Origin of the sequence: Ochrobactrum teleogrylli (assembly GCF_006376685.1) — a bacterium.
Classification (GTDB): Bacteria; Pseudomonadota; Alphaproteobacteria; order Rhizobiales; family Rhizobiaceae; genus Brucella; species Brucella teleogrylli.
The window spans coordinates 130616-146016 of record NZ_VEWL01000005.1 but is presented as its reverse complement, the minus strand read 5'-3'; the positions used below and the strand labels follow the sequence as shown (position 1 = coordinate 146016).

Genomic DNA, 15401 nt, shown 5'->3' with positions numbered 1-15401 from the left:
AATGACGACAGGTCGCACGGGAGGCGGGCGTGCCAAGGGGATCACGCTCTATAAAAATATCGTCTGGAAGGATGGACAATGAATAATCGGACGACACCGACAGAAAGCGAAACGGAAACCGGGCAGACCCGCTCGGGCTTTGTTGCGCTGATCGGGGCGCCAAATGCGGGGAAATCCACACTGGTCAACCAGCTTGTGGGCACGAAAGTATCGATTGTCACGCACAAGGTGCAGACAACACGCGCACTGGTGCGCGGCATCTTCATCGAGGGTCCGGCTCAGATCGTTTTGGTCGACACCCCCGGCATATTCCGCCCGAAGCGCAGGCTCGACCGCGCCATGGTTACCACCGCCTGGGGCGGTGCGAAGGATGCGGATATCATCCTGGTTCTGCTGGACGCGCAGGGCGGTCTCAATGAGAATGCCGAAGCGCTTTTGGAAAGCCTGAAGAATGTGCGCCAGAAGAAGGTGCTGGTGCTGAACAAGGTGGACCGCGTCGATCCCCCGGTTCTGCTGACGCTGGCACAGAAGGCCAATGAACTCGTGACCTTCGACCAGACATTCATGATCTCGGCACTGAATGGCTCTGGCTGCAAGGATCTGGCGAAATATCTGGCTGAAAACGTGCCGAACGGCCCGTGGTATTATCCGGAAGACCAGATTTCCGACATGCCGATGCGCCAGCTCGCAGCCGAAATCACCCGCGAGAAGCTTTACCTACGCCTGCATGAAGAACTCCCCTATGCATCGACCGTGGAAACGGAACGCTGGGAAGAGCGCAAGGATGGCTCGGTTCGTATCGAGCAGGTCATCTATGTCGAGCGCGAAAGCCAGAAGAAGATCGTGCTTGGTCACAAGGGCGAGACGGTGAAGGCGATTGGCCAGTCGGCGCGCAAGGAAATCTCGGAAATTCTCGAACAGACGGTTCACCTGTTCCTGTTTGTGAAAGTGCGCGAAAACTGGGGCAATGATCCCGAGCGCTATCGCGAAATGGGACTTGATTTCCCAACCTGACAATTAAAACTGACCTCTATGGAATGGCATGATGAAGGCATAATTCTCGGCACACGTCGTCATGGTGAAACCAGCGCCATTGTCGAAGTGATGACCCGTGAACATGGCCGACATCTCGGCATGGTGCGCGGCGGGCGATCTCGCCGCATGCAGCCGCTGCTCCAGCCCGGCAACCATGTCGATATCGGATGGTGGGCGCGGCTGGACGAGCATATGGGCAGTTTCACTATTGAGCCGCTGGGCTTTGCCGCAGCCCGGCTCATTGAAACGCCTGTCGCGCTTTATGGCATCCAGCTTGCGGCCTCGCATTTGCGGCTCTTGCCGGAACGCGACGCCCATCGCGGCCTTTATGAAACGCTGCGGCTGATCATCGAGCATTTTGACGATCCGCTCGCGTCCGGCGAATTGCTGCTGCGGTTCGAAGTCATGATGCTGGAAGAGCTGGGCTTCGGCCTAGATCTCAAGGAATGCGCCGCCACGGGCCGCCGTGAAGAGCTGATCTATGTCTCGCCGAAATCCGGCCGTGCCGTTTGTCGCGAGGCTGGCGCGCCTTGGGCCGACAAGCTTTTGGCCCTGCCTGCTTTCGTCAATGACACGGCAGTGCGTGCATCGTCGTTTGACGACATCGACCAGGCCTTCAAGATGACGGGTTATTTCTTCCTGCGCCATGTCTGGGAACCGCGTGCGCAGACGCCGCCCGATTCCCGCGGCGGCTTTTTAAATGCGCTCAAACGCGGACAGGCAGGCTGAAAACTTGACCTTCAAAGGCTTCCGCACCGCGACCGATCGATTGGATCGCAGCAGCCATCCGACCATTACGTCCCAGAATCTCATCTGCAATCTCGATCAGGCGGATATTCGGCGTGGCGGAAGGCGACCGCTTCCGCAATTCGTTTGCCAGCCCTGCTTCGTCGCTTTGCGGATTGAGCGCTAGGGCCGCGATATAGGCGGCTGCGGTTGAACGGGAAATGCCCGCATAGCAATGGATGAGCAGCGGCGCGTTTTTGGGCCATGCGCGCACAAAGCCGAGCAAGGCTTGCACGTGGCTCGTGTCTGGCGCGACCATGCCTTCACGCGGTTCGGTAATGTCGTTGAATGTCAGCACCAGACGCCGCATAGCATCGCTTTCCGGCAATGCCGGAACATCCCCGCTGGTCAGCGTTACGACATGGCTTGGCCGGTGATGCTCAAGCTGTTGAGCCAGTTGGGAGAGGGGGCTGACGGCGATCAGCGTCATGAGCCGCTCTTGCGCTTTTCTTCCAGCAAGGCGAAGCGCGCCAGAAAATCGCTCTGCACGCTTTGCGTCGGGCGTGGGGTCAGGTCCAGATTGGCTGGATCGAAGCCGCGCGGGCGACCGAAATATTTGATGGCTTCCCCTTCGCTGAAACCGGCCAGTCGCGTGGCTTCGAAAAACGCGGCAATCTGATCGGCGCGTTTTACCAGCGGTTTTAGCTTTGCGGACAATGTTGCAGGCAGGGAAAAGCGGTGGTGAATGGCGGTTTGCAGCCGTGTTTCAATCAGCTTGTAATTGCCGCCCATCACCGCCTTGAACGGCGAGATCATGTCGCCGATGACATATTCCGGCGCATCATGCAGCAGCGTCAGGATTTGCCATTCGACGCTTGCATCGGGCACGAGGCGATTGAATATCTTTTCCACCAGCAGGGAGTGCTGGGCGACGGAAAACGCATGTTCGCCGACAGTCTGCCCGTTCCAGCGCGCCACGCGGGCGAGGCCATGCGCGATGTCTTCGATTTCCACATCGAGCGGCGAGGGGTCGAGCAGGTCCAGCCTGCGGCCCGACAACATGCGTTGCCAGGCACGAGCCTTGCCGGATGATTGATCCGCAGCCGCCATCAGGCGTTGCCTGCTTCGGCTTCCGGGAAGCCGAACCGAACATGGGGTGGGAGGCTCAGTTCAAGCGGTGTTTCGCCAGCGAGAAGGGGCGTGCCAGAATCCATCGCATCCTTGACGCGGTCGATGCGCACCAGCGCGATGCCGACGCCATTTGCAGAACTGCCGAGATTGCCGACTTCACGTCCGTCTGCCGTAATAGGTGTGCCGAGGGGCGGCAGATTGCCTTCCGACTTGGCGACCAGAACCCGGCGTCGCGGCGTGCCGCGATGCTGCATACGCGAGACGACTTCCTGTCCGATGAAGCATCCCTTCGGGAAGGTGACGCCGCCGATCTGGTCGAAATTGACGTCATGCGGAAATACATCGCTATAGGCAAAATCGGCTTCGCCTTCTGCGATGCCATATTCGGCGCGCAGCTTCGTCCAAGCCGATGCGTCGGCATTTTCACCGGCCTGACCATAGGTGCGAAGCACGTTCAACTCAGCCGGAAAGCGGGAATCGCGTTTTGTTGAATCATCTTGTGAAGGAGCGGAATCAGTTTGCCAGGAAACGCTGACAAGTGATTCCGGCAATTGTGTAATTTCCGCTTTGGCGCGCAGGCGATAGAATGTCATGCGCTTGCAGAAATCAGCTGCAATGCTTGCGGGCATGTCGAAGCGCAGGCCGTTTTCAATACGCGAGACAAGGAAATCGAACAGGATTTTCCCCTGCGGTGTTAGCAGCGCACCCGGCTTGGCTTCGTCTGGGCCGAGCTTGTCCAGATTGGTCGTGATCACGGCCTGCAAAAACTTTTCCGCGTCTTCGCCGGTGATGTGGACCAGTGCTCTGTTGGAAAGATTGATCGTTTCGGCTGCCGTTGTCATCGCTTCTTCCTTGCGTTTCGCGCCTTCGTTACGTAATCCCCATTGGAAAGGCTCGCAAGTCCCATCAGCAGCGTAGGAGAGCACAATGGCCGAGACGTTCGACACGATTCTGAAAGGCGCAACCCTCGTCAATCATGACGGCACCGGGCAGCGCGATATCGGTATTCGCAACGGGCGTATTGCCGCTATAGGCTCTCTGGGGCAGGCGTCGGCAGGCGAAGTGATCGACTGCACCGGCCTGCATATCCTGCCGGGCGTCGTGGACAGCCAGGTTCATTTCCGCGAGCCGGGGCTGGAGCATAAGGAGGATCTGGAAACCGGTTCCCGCGCCGCCGTGCTGGGCGGGGTTACGGCTGTCTTTGAAATGCCGAACACCAAGCCGCTGACCACGACCGTCGAAACGCTGGAAGACAAAATTCGTCGCGGACGCCACCGCATGCATTGCGATTTCGCCTTTTGGGTCGGCGGCACACGCGACAATGCGAAGGACGTTGCCGAACTGGAGCGCCTTCCGGGCGCCGCTGGTATCAAGGTATTCATGGGTTCCTCGACCGGCGATCTGCTGGTTGAAGACGATGACGGTGTTCGCTCCATCCTGAAAAATACACGCCGCCGCGCTGCCTTCCATTCGGAAGACGAATTCCGCCTCAAGCAGCGCGAAGGTCTGCGCGTGCAGGGTGATCCATCCAGCCATCCGGTTTGGCGCGATGAAATTGCTGCGCTGCAATGCACGGAACGTCTTGTGCGCATTGCGCATGAAACCGGCGCGCGCATTCATGTGCTGCATATTTCCACGGCTGAAGAAATCGATTTTCTGCAAGCGCATAAGGATGTTGCGACCTGCGAAGCAACCCCGCATCACCTGACGCTTTCCGCCGACGACTATAAGACGCTGGGCAATCTCATCCAGATGAACCCGCCAGTGCGTGACAAGCGCCACCGCGACGGCATCTGGAAGGGTATCGATCAGGGTATCGTCGATGTGCTGGGCTCCGACCATGCCCCGCATACGCTGGAAGAAAAACAGAAACCTTACCCGGCCTCGCCATCCGGCATGACCGGCGTGCAGACGCTGGTGCCAATAATGCTCGACCATGTGAATGCGGGCAAACTGTCGCTGGAGCGCTTCGTTGATCTGTCGAGCCACGGCCCGAACCGTATTTTCGGCATGTCGCGCAAGGGCCGCATCGCTGTCGGCTATGATGCCGATCTGACCATTGTGGACATGAAGCGCCGCGAAACCATCACGCATGAACAAGCAGGCTCAAAAGCTGGCTGGACGCCTTACCACGGCAAGACCGTCACCGGCTGGCCGGTCGGGACAATCGTTCGCGGCATCAAGGTGATGTGGGACGCAGAAATCGTGAACCCGCATCAGGGCGAGCCGGTTGAATTCATCGAGGCTCTGCCGCGCGGATAATGGGTTTTCACGCCGTTCGAACGAATGGCGTGATTTGTCCCATCTTTGTCCGGTATCTATCTTTCGCTCCAGTCTATACGGCGTAAATTCTCTCCTATATTCACACTGTAGGAGAACAAAAATGTCCGCTCAAGATACCGTTCTGCTTGTCGTCGATGCGCAGGAATCCTTCCGGCACCAGCCTTATTATCGTGAGGCCGATGTGGCCGCCTATGTCGAGCGCCAGCAAAAGCTGATTGATGGCGCAAAGCAGGCGGGTATTCCGGTTGTGCAGATTTTCCACACGGAAGAGAGCGGCAATTTTGCCGAAGCATCGGGCCATGTCCGCACGCTCGCGCCGCTCTCCTTCACGCCGGATGCGGTGTTCCGTAAGCGTCGTCACAGTGCGCTGGTCGGCACCGGTCTCGATGTATGGCTGGTAGCAAACGGTATTCGCCGGGTGATCGTTTCCGGCATTCGCACGGAACAGTGCTGCGAAACCACCACACGTCAGGCGTCCGATCTGGGCTATACGGTCGATTTCGTCGGCGAGGCGACGCTGACCTTCCCGATGACTGACGCAACGGGCCGTGAATGGAGCGCTGCCGAGATTCGTGCGCGCACTGAACTCGTACTGGCCAATCGCTTCGCCCGTATCGCCACGGTGGAAGAAGCGCTGGCTGGCCAGCAGGAACGGAAGGCCGCATGACGCAACCGACAGACGGCAGGCAAATCATTCCCGTCTATGTCATCGTTCCGCCACGTCTGCTTTTGCTGGACGTGGCAGGACCGCTCGAAGTATTGCGCAAGGCGAATCTCGATCAGGACAAGGTCGAATTTGCCGTGCATTATGTCGGGCCGCTCGGCATTGTTCACAGTTCCATCGGTCTGGCAGTAACTGGCGTCGAACCGTTGCCGGATAGCGTGCCGCAGGGTTCGCTGGTGATCGTGTCCGGTTCCACGGATATGCCGCTTGGCGGGCCCGTCGCCAGCCGCGATGAAGACGCCGTCTTTGAGAATGAAATTATCGGCTGGCTGAAGCGTGTCGTCTGCCCCGGTGTCCGGCTGGTCACGATCTGCTCCGGCGCCTTGCTGGCGGCGCGGGCAGGCCTGCTCGATGGCTATGTCTGCACGACGCACCATCTGGCCATTACAGAACTGGAAAAGTCAGCACCCACCGCAAAAGTGCTGCAAAACCGGCTTTTCGTGGAAGATGGCGAACGGCTGACCAGTGCTGGTATTACCGCCGGGATCGACCTGATGCTGCAAATCGTGGCCGATTTGACCAGCCACGCAGTCGCCTTGTCGGTGGCGCGCTATCTGGTTGTTTACCTCCGGCGCAGCGGCGGCGATCCGCAGCTTTCGCCCTGGCTTGAAGGGCGTAACCACATGAACCCCGTCGTGCACCGTGCGCAGGACGCCATCGCAGCGGACCCCACCGGAGCATGGCCCGTCGAAAAGCTTGCCGATGTGAGTGGCGCGAGCCCGCGCAATCTCTCGCGGCTGTTCAATGAACATGCTGGCATGAGCGTGACGGATTACGTCAACCGGCTGAAAGTTGGTCTGGCCCGCGAAATGCTGCTTAATTCAGGTCTCGATATCGAGAATGTGGCTGAAAAATCTGGCTTCGCCTCGGCGCGGCAGTTTCGCCGTGCCTGGCAGCGCATCTATGACCAGTCGCCAAGCCGCGCGCGTGGGGCAGTGGGGTGATTATTCCCCGGCGGTGAAAAAGCGCCAGCTTCCATCGGGCGCAATGCCGATGCTGTAGAAAATATAGCCGCCTGCCTTTTTCATGTCTTCGAAATCGCTGGCGGTGACGATCTGGAAAAGCTCGACGGTCTGCGACGGTGTCAGCCTGTCAAGCGGCATGGCGTAGAAATAGGGCCAGACATAAACCTCATCATCCGTTCCGGCATTCACATGCACATAACCTGTGCCAAGCAGGTCGGCGATGATGGCGAGGATTTCGCGGCCTTCCGCATCTCCAGCCAGCGATTTCAGAAATTCGATGACGTCTTCTTCGTGGTCTTCCAGCGAAAACTGTGTGCTGTTGTGGGCTTCGCCCAACAGCGGGCGCAACAGCTCGATATCGCCGGATTGTGCGGCGGCGAGCATTTTCTCGCGCATTTGCCGGACAGGCTGCGGCAGTTTGTCGAAATCGCGCAACACTTCCGGCATCGGTTTGGCAACCGGTTGGGCAGGGCTGGCGGGCACGTTCTGCGGTGTTGCAGAGGGCACCCGATGCGGCAGCGCATTGGGAAGCGGTATCGGCGACGAAGCCGGATGTTCGTCCGGTGCGGTGCGATAGGCTGGCAGTGTCAGGAATTCAGAACGATCCACAAACGCCAATTGATCCGCTGCCGCTAAGGCGGGCAGTGAGACGAGCATCATGCCCGCGATGAGCGCGAGCGGTCGGACGGAATTCCAGATTGCAGGATGCATCGGCGTTGTCGGAGGACGACTGGTGGGAACGGCCGGTTCTTGCCCCTCGACCGGCGACGTTATGGCTTAGCTATTGCAGGATGCGTGCTGGCAGGAAAGCGCCAGCTTCGATCTGTTCGCGCATCTTTTCGATCAGTTCGAGCGCACAATCGTCGCCAGCCTCACGGATCAGTTCCGTCAGCGCGGTTGTAAATGCAGCTTCTGCAAGGATTTCAGGCTCAATGCCTTCGGAAATACCGTCCGCCCAGGCTTCGTTCTGATATTCGATTGCCACGAGTTTCTTCTCGCGTGCGATCATCTCGTCCAGATCGGTCGGTGCATGTTCCATAGACTTCATCCTGGCTTTCGCCTTTCTGCCGTTTTGCGGATGTCTCACCGTGTTCCGGGAGCGCAATCCATTTGCGGCCTGCCTGCCTTCTTAAGACAGTGTTAACAGATTATACCGGATTTGAACGAGACTATTCTCCGCAATCCGCATAAGAGTGTATGATTGGTTAATTTCCATAGCGCGAGATGATCTCGTTCGACAAGCCTTCGCCTTCCTTCATATAGCGGTCTATCGCCGCAAGCGCGGAAGGGGTGCAGCTGGTATAATTGTCGCTGAAGACGCGATATCCGTGGTTGAAGCTCGAAACGATCCTCACCCTTTCGCCCTCCGACGGCTTCTCGGCGGCGATGATCGCGTCCATGCGGTCGCGCCATTCGCTGCCTGCTTCTCCGCACACGTTACGCAGATAGTGCAGCGAGCCCAGAACCTCGGCAAGCCGCAACATCTTGCCCTCATAGGGCGCATCCTGCGCAAAAGCCGGACCGGCTGCGCCTGCCCACATCAACAATGCGAACCGGAACAGTTTCATGCCTTTCAATCGGAAACCCTCTCACATGAAATGCACTTGTTGCGTGAAATAGGGGCTGCTTCAAGGCAGATTGTCAAACAGGATGAAACGAGGCCGATCAATATCCCAAGCCATCTTCGCTTTCCGCAACGGAGCGGGCGACGTCGAGCGTGCTGTCAGTCACGCGGGCATGGGCCATTTCTTCCAACGTTAGCCAATGGATCGCGGCAGCGTCATCGCCGGCCTGTTCGCGCCCTGAAATATCCAGCGCACGAAAGACCGACAGGAAATAGCTTTTCTCATAGGCCTTGCCTTCCTGCGCCAGATCGACGGTGATGACGTGGGAAAGCGCGCTGACATCGAGCGCAGTTTCTTCCTTCAACTCGCGAATGGCGGCCTGTTCCGGCGTCTCGCCCGCTTCGATGCTTCCTCCTGGAAAAGCCAGCCAGCCTTTCCATGGCTCCTTGCCGCGTTCGACCAGCAGAAAGCGGCCGTCGCGACGACAGATCAGCGAAACGCCATGAATATGAAGCGGAACGGGAATGACGGGGATCGTGGGCATGGAATAGCTATGATCGGCTTGCGGCGTTTTGGCAATCGCAAACCGGTCTTGACCACCAGCACAAAAACCTGAACATGGCCACCATGTGCGGACGCTTTTCATTGACGGCAAGTCGGGAAGAACTCGAGATCTTTCTGGCTGCCATGATCTCAGAGGAATTTCCTCCTCGCTATAATATCGCCCCGACCCAGCCGATCCTGACCATAGTGGCGGGCGAAACGCCGTCTCTTTCCAGTTTTGTCGGCAACATGCCTCCGGTAGGCAGTAACCGCCCGGATCGGGTGGGCACGCTGGTGCGCTGGGGTTTTGTGCCATCATGGGTGAAAGACCCGAATGACTGGTCGTTGGTATTCAATATCCGCTCGGAAACAGCTGCCGAAAAGAACTCGTTTCGCGCCGCGCTGAATCACCGTCGCGCGCTTGTTCCGGCTTCCGGCTTTTATGAATGGCGTCGCGAGGGGAAGAACAAGGCGCAAGCCTATTGGGTACGCCCACGCAATGGCGGCATGGTCGCCTTCGGTGCACTGATCGAAACTTGGAGCGGTGCCGACGGGTCGCAGATCGATACGGGCGGCATTTTGACGACAAGCGCCAATGCACTCCTGCGTCCTATCCATGAACGCATGCCGGTGGTGGTGCAGCCCGAAGATTTTGCACGCTGGGTCGACTGCAAGCATTATTTGCCGCGGGAAGTGGCGGACATCATGCGCCCGGTGCAGGAGGATTTTTTCGAGGTGATACCCGTCTCGGACAAGGTCAACAAGGTGAGCAACGCCACGCCGGATCTGCAGATGCGTATCGAAGAAACGATGGAAGCGCAGAAAACACCGCAAAAGCGCAAGGCCAAAGCGGAACCCGAAGACAGTTCCGGCGGTCAGCTTTCGATGTTCTGACCGCTTTGCGCGACTTAATAGTGGTCGTTACCGCTTACTTGGCGAATTTTTTTGTGGCCAGTATAGAATGACGACGATTGTCGTTGCGGCCTGCACTGCTGCGCTTTGCTGCCGTCATCAAGGCGGCGACGAGCGCGGCGGGGCCAATTTCACGATACTTGTCGACCAGACGGTCCTGACGCGGTTGCAGTTCACTCTTAGACATTTTTACTTCCTTTCCCCGAAGCGTTCGGTCCCGAATGCTTCTAAAACCAACCGATCTCCGGTTACGCCTAAGTAATTTACACTCACTATTTTGTGATGGATTGAGACCGAATGAAGGCTGTTTGGGGCCGGTTTTGCGGTAATCCGGTTAACGTCCGTCAAGGATTATCGAGGTTGCAGAAATGCAACATTTTGGCGCTCTCAATTCCTGGCAAAATAATCACCCCCCAGCAAAAGCGCTTGACTGTCGTTCGCCGGACAGGGATAAGTGCTGCCATGAAAACGCCGACCACGAACATTTGTATTTGTGCGATCATTATTGGCTAGCAGCCTGCTGGCCCGGCCGTTTTCGTCTCCCTTCCATAAAACAGGATGATAACGCCCCGGCCAGATGGCTGCGATCCGTTGTGCATTGAATTCACTTGGATTTGCTGGTTTTTTTGGGGAATGGTTCCATGGCTGATGCGCCGCAATTGCGTCTTTACAATACGCTGACCCGCACGAAGGAGGATTTTTCCCCCATCGATGCCGACAATGTGCGCATGTATGTCTGCGGACCCACCGTTTATGATTTTGCCCATATCGGCAATGCGCGCCCGGTCATCGTCTTCGACATTCTTTTCCGGCTTTTACGTCAGGTTTACGGTGCCGAACACGTTACCTATGCGCGCAACATCACCGACGTTGACGACAAGATCAATGCGCGCGCCGCACGCGATTATCCGAAGCTGCCTTTCAACGAGGCCATCCGGCGTGTGACGGAAAGCACCAATGCGCAGTTTCAGGCCGATGTGACGGCGCTCGGCAATCTGGCGCCGAGTGTTCAGCCGCGCGCGACCGAGCATATGGACGAAATGCGCGCGATGATTGACCGTCTGGTCGCCATCGGCGTCGCTTATGTGGCCGAAGATCACGTGCTGTTTTCGCCCTCCGCCATGAACGAGCGCGTCAAGACGTTCGGCGGACCACGCTATGGCGCGCTGGCTCGCCGCTCGCTCGACGAAATGCTGGCGGGTGCGCGTGTGGACGTTGCCTCCTACAAGCGTGACGAGATGGATTTCGTGCTGTGGAAGCCTTCAAAGGAAGGCGAACCGGGCTGGCCATCGCCCGCAGGTATCGAGACGCTCGGCCGTCCGGGCTGGCATATCGAATGCTCGGCCATGTCGATGGCCAAACTTCTGGAGCCGTTCGGCGGGGGACTGAAATGCGACGATCCGGACAAGAACCGCTTTGATATTCATGGCGGCGGCATCGATCTGGTCTTCCCGCACCACGAGAACGAAATCGCGCAGTCCTGCTGCGCATTCGGCACCGAGCGGATGGCCAATATCTGGATGCATAACGGCTTCCTGCAGGTCGAAGGGCAGAAAATGTCGAAATCGCTCGGCAATTTCATCACCATTCGTGACGTACTGAATGGCGGCCTGCCGCAACTGGGTGCGTGGGACGACAACGCAATCCGGGACCGTTGGGTGGGTCTGGCTGCGCGCCTGTCGATGCTGCAAACCCATTATCGCGAACCGATCAACTGGACGGCACAGCGTCTGGCTGAATCAGCCGACGAACTGCGCCGCTGGTATGGTCTGCTGCGTGATGTAAAGTTTGCGGCGCCAGAGAAGCTCACCGCAATCGGTGAAGTGACGGAAGCCCTGTCCGACGATCTGAACAGCTGGGTCGCGATCACCGCATTGCGCAAGGCGTTCAAGAACAAGGATATTGCGACATTAGGCGAGGGCATGGCGCTGATGGGCCTGCTCGATCCTTACTTCGTGACGGCGGAGGATGTGCCGGTGTTCGCCAAGGCGAACGTCGATACGGATGCCATTGAGGCGCGCATTGCGGAACGCCTGCGCTTCATCAAGGAGAAGAACTTCACGGAAGCTGATCGCATCCGCGATGCGCTTCTCGCGGAAGGCGTGCAGCTCAAGGATGGCAAGGATCCTGCCACGGGCGAGCGCATGACGACGTGGGATGTGGTAGGCTGACAGCGTTTTTGATTGGGGAGGACAACATGACGCTCGATAACAAGCCGATTTATACCGGCGGCTGCCAATGCGGCGCGGTGCGTTTCCGCGTCGACGGCGCTTTGGGTCCGGCCTCCATCTGTCATTGCCGCATGTGCCAGAAGGCTTTCGGCAATTTCTATGCGCCGCTGGTTTCCGTCGAGCAGGCAAAACTGGAATGGACACGCAACGAGCCGAAGCGTTTTCGCTCTTCCAATCATGTGCAACGCGGGTTCTGCCCGGAATGCGGAACCCCGCTCACCTATGAAGCGCCGGATGGCATCGCGCTCGCCATCGGTGCGTTCGATGCGCCGGAGGAAGTGGAGCCGACCGTGCAATGGGGCATCGAAAAGCAGCTTCCTTATGTGAGCGGACTTGCAAACCTTCCCGGCTATGCAACCGAACGCGATCCGGAGAGCATCGAATTTGTCAGGACGATGATTTCCTATCAGCATCCAGACTACGACACAGATAATTGGCCGCAACGGTAACGTTGAACCAATAGAGACCCACCGACAGGCAGGCATTTATGGCACGCGAACGCATCTACATCTACGACACGACCTTGCGCGACGGGCAGCAAACCCCCGGCATTGATTTTTCTGTCGAGGACAAGAAGTCGATTGTCGCGCTGCTTGAGGAACTGGGCGTCGATTATGTCGAGGGCGGCTATCCGGGCGCCAATCCGACCGATACGGCTTTTTTCAAGCGCCGTCAGACGTCGCGGTCGAAATTTACCGCCTTCGGCATGACCAAACGTGCTGGTGTTTCCGCGTCGAACGATCCGGGACTGTCGAGCCTACTGCAGGCTTCCGCCGATGCTGTTTGTTTCGTTGCCAAAAGCTGGGACTATCATGTGCGGCTGGCGCTTGGCTGCACCAATGAGGAAAATCTGGAATCGATCACGGCATCGGTGACGGCTGCGCGTATGGCGGGCCGTGAGGCGCTGGTCGATTGCGAGCACTTCTTTGACGGCTACAAGGCTAATCCGGACTATGCGCTGGAATGCGCCAGGGCGGCTTATACGGCGGGCGCACGCTGGGTTGTGCTCTGCGACACCAATGGCGGTACGCAGCCGCATGAAATTGCCGAAATCGTCAATGCGGTGAAGGCCGTGGTGCCCGGTGAAAGCCTCGGCATCCACGCCCATAACGACACGGAACAGGCCGTTGCCGTTTCGCTTGCCGCCATCGATGCCGGTGTGCGGCATGTGCAAGGCACGCTGAACGGTATTGGCGAGCGCTGCGGCAATGCAAATCTGGTTTCGCTGATCCCGACGCTGCTGCTCAAGCCATACTGGTCGGAGCGGTTTGAACTCGGCATCAAACCGGCTTCACTGAAGGCGATCACCCGTATTTCGCGTGCGTTTGACGATATTTTGAACCGTCCGCCGACCGAGCAGGCGCCTTATACCGGCACATCAGCTTTCGCGACGAAAGCGGGCATCCATGCTTCGGCCTTGCTCAAGGAACCGCAGACCTACGAACATGTTCCCCCGGAAACGGTTGGCAACAGCCGTCGCGTCATGGTTTCGGATCAGGGCGGCAAGTCGAATTTCATCGCCGAGCTGGAGCGTCGCGGCATCCGCGTTGCGAAAGACGATGTCCGCCTCGACACGCTGATCACTCTGGTCAAGGAGCGCGAGGCGGAAGGCTATGCCTATGAGGGCGCGGATGCAAGTTTCGAACTTCTGGCGCGCAATATGCTCAATCCGCAGCCGGAATTCTTCAAGGTCGAGTCGTTCCGTTGTCTCGTCGAGCGCCGTTTCGATGCCAATGGCATGCTGAAGACCGTGTCGGAAGCGGTGGTCAAGGTGGAGGTCGATGGCGAAGTGCGCATGTCTGTCGCCGAAGGCCACGGCCCGGTCAATGCACTCGACATTGCACTGCGCAAGGATCTCGGTCGCTATCAGGCGGAAATCGAAGATCTCGAACTCGTGGACTTCAAGGTGCGTATCCTGAATGGCGGTACGGCGGCGATCACGCGCGTCCTGATCGAGTCGGGCGACGCCACAGGCGCCCGCTGGCGCACGGTTGGCGTTTCGGACAATATCATCGATGCCTCATTTCAGGCGCTGATGGATTCCGTGAATTTTAAACTTATGAAAAACCGCGCCATGGCCGGGCTTGCGGCTGCGGAATAACCGCCATCATTCACCAGGATTGATGCTTCAATCAGTTTAATTGAATGGATTTTATGTATTGAGAAGCGCATAGCAGTGGCTGAACAAGTCATCTGCTATGCGATTTATTCAAAAGCGGATTTGCTTTCGAGTGGAGAGAGACAATGACCGATGAGACCCTGTCCGATACCCGTCTTTCGGATGGGGCCAGAGGTTTTCTCATGGCGTTCGGCGCCTATGCGCTTTGGGGCGCATTGCCGTTTTATCTGAAAATGGTAGCCCATATTCCGGCTATGGAAGTGGTGTCTCACCGCGTCATCTGGTCGGTGCCGGTTGCTTTGCTGCTGCTGGTCGCGCTTGGGCAATTCAAGGATATTCTCAACGCTGTTCGCCAGCCGCGTATGCTTGCAATGGCGGCGCTGACCGCAGCGCTTATCACCGCAAACTGGACCATTTATGTTTGGGCGGTCGCGCATGACCAGGTCATGGGCGCTGCACTTGGTTATTACATTAATCCACTGTTCAATGTGGTGCTGGGCGGCCTGTTTCTCGGTGAACGGTTGAGCAAGGTGCAATATGTGGCTGTCGGCCTTGCCGCGGCAGCTGTCCTGCTGCTCACGTTCAATGCCGGCGGCTTGCCTTGGGTGTCGCTCGCTTTGCCGGTGTCCTTCGGTCTCTATGGCTTCTTCCGGAAATCACTGCCGATGCAGCCATTGCAGGGCTTCACGCTTGAAGTGCTGATCCTGTGTATTCCGGCGCTCGCCTATGTGGCATGGCTCGGCTCGACCGGTCAGGACCATTTCTTCGCCGGTCCGGTTTCGAATGTCGGTCTCCTCCTGCTCGCCGGTCCGTTCACCGCCATCCCGCTTATTCTTTATGCGGGCGGTGCAAAACTTCTGCGCTACACCACGCTTGGGCTGATGCAGTATATGACGCCCACCATGTTGTTTTTCTTCGCGATTTTCATCTTCCACGAGCCGTTTTCGACCGTGCAGCTTGGCGCTTTCGTGCTGATCTGGGCGGGGCTTGCGCTCTACTCCTGGTCGACACTGTCCCAGCACCGCCGCAACCGCGCGCGGGACTGACCAGCAATCATAAATAATTTGTGATTTACCTCCGGTGGATAACCTCTACCGGAGGTCTTAATTTGGCCGCTCTATCAGCATCAGTTCCGCCGATATTTGCAGAGAACCTAGAGTATTGTCG

General features: G+C 57.9%; 18 protein-coding genes. 10 read left to right on the top strand and 8 right to left on the bottom strand.

The annotated features are described in order from the left end of the window. The first annotated feature begins 78 nt into the window (after positions 1–78). Positions 79–1014 (top strand): GTPase Era, encoded by a 936-nt coding sequence (era, locus tag FIC94_RS10615; RefSeq protein ID WP_140024844.1) that lies wholly within the window; start codon positions 79–81, stop codon positions 1012–1014. 18 nt (positions 1015–1032) lie between these two features. Continuing rightward, positions 1033–1764, top strand: coding sequence for a DNA repair protein RecO (recO, locus tag FIC94_RS10610; protein WP_140024843.1), 732 nt, complete (start codon positions 1033–1035; stop codon positions 1762–1764). On the opposite strand, the gene FIC94_RS10605 is transcribed toward recO, so the two are convergent. From FIC94_RS10605 to ygfZ, 3 genes are read right to left on the bottom strand one after another with little or no spacing between them, the layout of a single operon-like run. After that, positions 1742–2251: a tyrosine phosphatase family protein gene (locus FIC94_RS10605; protein WP_140024842.1), complete on the bottom strand. Its 510-nt coding sequence runs from the start codon at positions 2249–2251 to the stop codon at positions 1742–1744. The two genes, recO and FIC94_RS10605, sit on opposite strands and share 23 nt — an antisense overlap. Next, positions 2248–2871, bottom strand: coding sequence for a YfbR-like 5'-deoxynucleotidase (locus FIC94_RS10600; RefSeq protein WP_140024841.1), 624 nt, complete (start codon positions 2869–2871; stop codon positions 2248–2250). Before FIC94_RS10600 ends, FIC94_RS10605 begins: the two co-directional genes overlap by 4 nt. Beyond that, positions 2871–3734, bottom strand: coding sequence for a CAF17-like 4Fe-4S cluster assembly/insertion protein YgfZ (ygfZ, locus tag FIC94_RS10595; RefSeq protein ID WP_235891989.1), 864 nt, complete (start codon positions 3732–3734; stop codon positions 2871–2873). Before ygfZ ends, FIC94_RS10600 begins: the two co-directional genes overlap by 1 nt. Before the next feature lie 85 nt (positions 3735–3819). Here ygfZ and FIC94_RS10590 point away from each other — a divergent pair, with 85 nt between their 5' ends. The 3 genes from FIC94_RS10590 to FIC94_RS10580 all read left to right on the top strand — a co-directional run bounded on the left by FIC94_RS10590 (position 3820) and on the right by FIC94_RS10580 (position 6843). Beyond that, entirely contained in the window at positions 3820–5154 is a 1335-nt protein-coding gene (locus FIC94_RS10590) for a dihydroorotase (protein ID WP_140024840.1), read from the top strand. Between the two features lie 121 nt (positions 5155–5275). Beyond that, positions 5276–5842: an isochorismatase family protein gene (locus FIC94_RS10585; protein ID WP_140024839.1), complete on the top strand. Its 567-nt coding sequence runs from the start codon at positions 5276–5278 to the stop codon at positions 5840–5842. Then, positions 5839–6843 (top strand): GlxA family transcriptional regulator, encoded by a 1005-nt coding sequence (locus tag FIC94_RS10580; RefSeq protein ID WP_140024838.1) that lies wholly within the window; start codon positions 5839–5841, stop codon positions 6841–6843. The genes FIC94_RS10585 and FIC94_RS10580 overlap by 4 nt, the downstream gene beginning before the upstream one ends. On the opposite strand, the gene FIC94_RS10575 is transcribed toward FIC94_RS10580, so the two are convergent. The 4 genes from FIC94_RS10575 to FIC94_RS10560 form a co-directional block, all read right to left on the bottom strand. Beyond that, on the bottom strand, positions 6844–7638 hold the full coding sequence (locus tag FIC94_RS10575) for a hypothetical protein (RefSeq protein ID WP_371830905.1): 795 nt from the start codon (positions 7636–7638) through the stop codon (positions 6844–6846). It abuts the gene before it with no gap. Positions 7639–7645: 7 nt separating this feature from the next. Further along, positions 7646–7903: a hypothetical protein gene (locus FIC94_RS10570; protein ID WP_171318934.1), complete on the bottom strand. Its 258-nt coding sequence runs from the start codon at positions 7901–7903 to the stop codon at positions 7646–7648. Between the two features lie 166 nt (positions 7904–8069). Then, on the bottom strand, positions 8070–8432 hold the full coding sequence (locus FIC94_RS10565; RefSeq protein WP_140024836.1) for a TIGR02301 family protein: 363 nt from the start codon (positions 8430–8432) through the stop codon (positions 8070–8072). A 97-nt stretch (positions 8433–8529) separates the two neighbouring features. Continuing rightward, complete coding sequence (locus tag FIC94_RS10560) at positions 8530–8973, bottom strand: NUDIX hydrolase (RefSeq protein ID WP_140024835.1); 444 nt, start codon at positions 8971–8973, stop codon at positions 8530–8532. Between the two features lie 83 nt (positions 8974–9056). Here FIC94_RS10560 and FIC94_RS10555 point away from each other — a divergent pair, with 83 nt between their 5' ends. Continuing rightward, entirely contained in the window at positions 9057–9866 is an 810-nt protein-coding gene (locus FIC94_RS10555) for an SOS response-associated peptidase (protein WP_140024919.1), read from the top strand. 34 nt (positions 9867–9900) lie between these two features. Here the strand turns inward: FIC94_RS10555 and FIC94_RS10550 are convergent, their stop codons facing one another. Further along, positions 9901–10071 (bottom strand): hydrolase, encoded by a 171-nt coding sequence (locus FIC94_RS10550; RefSeq protein WP_109370198.1) that lies wholly within the window; start codon positions 10069–10071, stop codon positions 9901–9903. 454 nt (positions 10072–10525) lie between these two features. Between FIC94_RS10550 and cysS the strand changes: the two genes are divergently transcribed. The 4 genes from cysS (at position 10526) to rarD (ending at position 15280) form a co-directional block, all read left to right on the top strand. Next, entirely contained in the window at positions 10526–12055 is a 1530-nt protein-coding gene (gene cysS / locus FIC94_RS10540) for a cysteine--tRNA ligase (protein ID WP_140024834.1), read from the top strand. Positions 12056–12081: 26 nt separating this feature from the next. Then, the gene (locus FIC94_RS10535; RefSeq protein ID WP_140024833.1) at positions 12082–12564 is read left to right on the top strand and encodes a GFA family protein; all 483 of its coding nucleotides are present in this window, start codon (positions 12082–12084) and stop codon (positions 12562–12564) included. Positions 12565–12602: 38 nt separating this feature from the next. Beyond that, positions 12603–14216 (top strand): citramalate synthase, encoded by a 1614-nt coding sequence (cimA, locus tag FIC94_RS10530; RefSeq protein WP_109368663.1) that lies wholly within the window; start codon positions 12603–12605, stop codon positions 14214–14216. A 143-nt stretch (positions 14217–14359) separates the two neighbouring features. Continuing rightward, positions 14360–15280 carry an EamA family transporter RarD gene (gene rarD / locus FIC94_RS10525; RefSeq protein ID WP_109368664.1) on the top strand — a complete coding sequence of 307 codons (921 nt, stop codon included), beginning with the start codon at positions 14360–14362 and terminating at the stop codon, positions 15278–15280. The last annotated feature ends 121 nt before the right edge of the window (positions 15281–15401 follow it).

What these genes read in the sequence shown, in the direction of transcription:
- FIC94_RS10555 (WP_140024919.1), top strand. Translation starts at nt 9,057, where the DNA reads ATGTGCGGACGCTTTTCATTGACGGCAAGTCGGGAAGAACTCGAGATC.
- rarD (WP_109368664.1), top strand. Translation starts at nt 14,360, where the DNA reads ATGACCGATGAGACCCTGTCCGATACCCGTCTTTCGGATGGGGCCAGA.
- FIC94_RS10590 (WP_140024840.1), top strand. Translation starts at nt 3,820, where the DNA reads ATGGCCGAGACGTTCGACACGATTCTGAAAGGCGCAACCCTCGTCAAT.
- era (WP_140024844.1), top strand. Translation starts at nt 79, where the DNA reads ATGAATAATCGGACGACACCGACAGAAAGCGAAACGGAAACCGGGCAG.
- cimA (WP_109368663.1), top strand. Translation starts at nt 12,603, where the DNA reads ATGGCACGCGAACGCATCTACATCTACGACACGACCTTGCGCGACGGG.
- FIC94_RS10580 (WP_140024838.1), top strand. Translation starts at nt 5,839, where the DNA reads ATGACGCAACCGACAGACGGCAGGCAAATCATTCCCGTCTATGTCATC.
- FIC94_RS10550 (WP_109370198.1), bottom strand. Translation starts at nt 10,071, where the DNA reads ATGTCTAAGAGTGAACTGCAACCGCGTCAGGACCGTCTGGTCGACAAG.
- FIC94_RS10565 (WP_140024836.1), bottom strand. Translation starts at nt 8,432, where the DNA reads ATGAAACTGTTCCGGTTCGCATTGTTGATGTGGGCAGGCGCAGCCGGT.
- FIC94_RS10560 (WP_140024835.1), bottom strand. Translation starts at nt 8,973, where the DNA reads ATGCCCACGATCCCCGTCATTCCCGTTCCGCTTCATATTCATGGCGTT.
- FIC94_RS10535 (WP_140024833.1), top strand. Translation starts at nt 12,082, where the DNA reads ATGACGCTCGATAACAAGCCGATTTATACCGGCGGCTGCCAATGCGGC.
- FIC94_RS10585 (WP_140024839.1), top strand. Translation starts at nt 5,276, where the DNA reads ATGTCCGCTCAAGATACCGTTCTGCTTGTCGTCGATGCGCAGGAATCC.
- FIC94_RS10600 (WP_140024841.1), bottom strand. Translation starts at nt 2,871, where the DNA reads ATGGCGGCTGCGGATCAATCATCCGGCAAGGCTCGTGCCTGGCAACGC.
- recO (WP_140024843.1), top strand. Translation starts at nt 1,033, where the DNA reads ATGGAATGGCATGATGAAGGCATAATTCTCGGCACACGTCGTCATGGT.
- cysS (WP_140024834.1), top strand. Translation starts at nt 10,526, where the DNA reads ATGGCTGATGCGCCGCAATTGCGTCTTTACAATACGCTGACCCGCACG.
- ygfZ (WP_235891989.1), bottom strand. Translation starts at nt 3,734, where the DNA reads ATGACAACGGCAGCCGAAACGATCAATCTTTCCAACAGAGCACTGGTC.
- FIC94_RS10570 (WP_171318934.1), bottom strand. Translation starts at nt 7,903, where the DNA reads ATGGAACATGCACCGACCGATCTGGACGAGATGATCGCACGCGAGAAG.
- FIC94_RS10605 (WP_140024842.1), bottom strand. Translation starts at nt 2,251, where the DNA reads ATGACGCTGATCGCCGTCAGCCCCCTCTCCCAACTGGCTCAACAGCTT.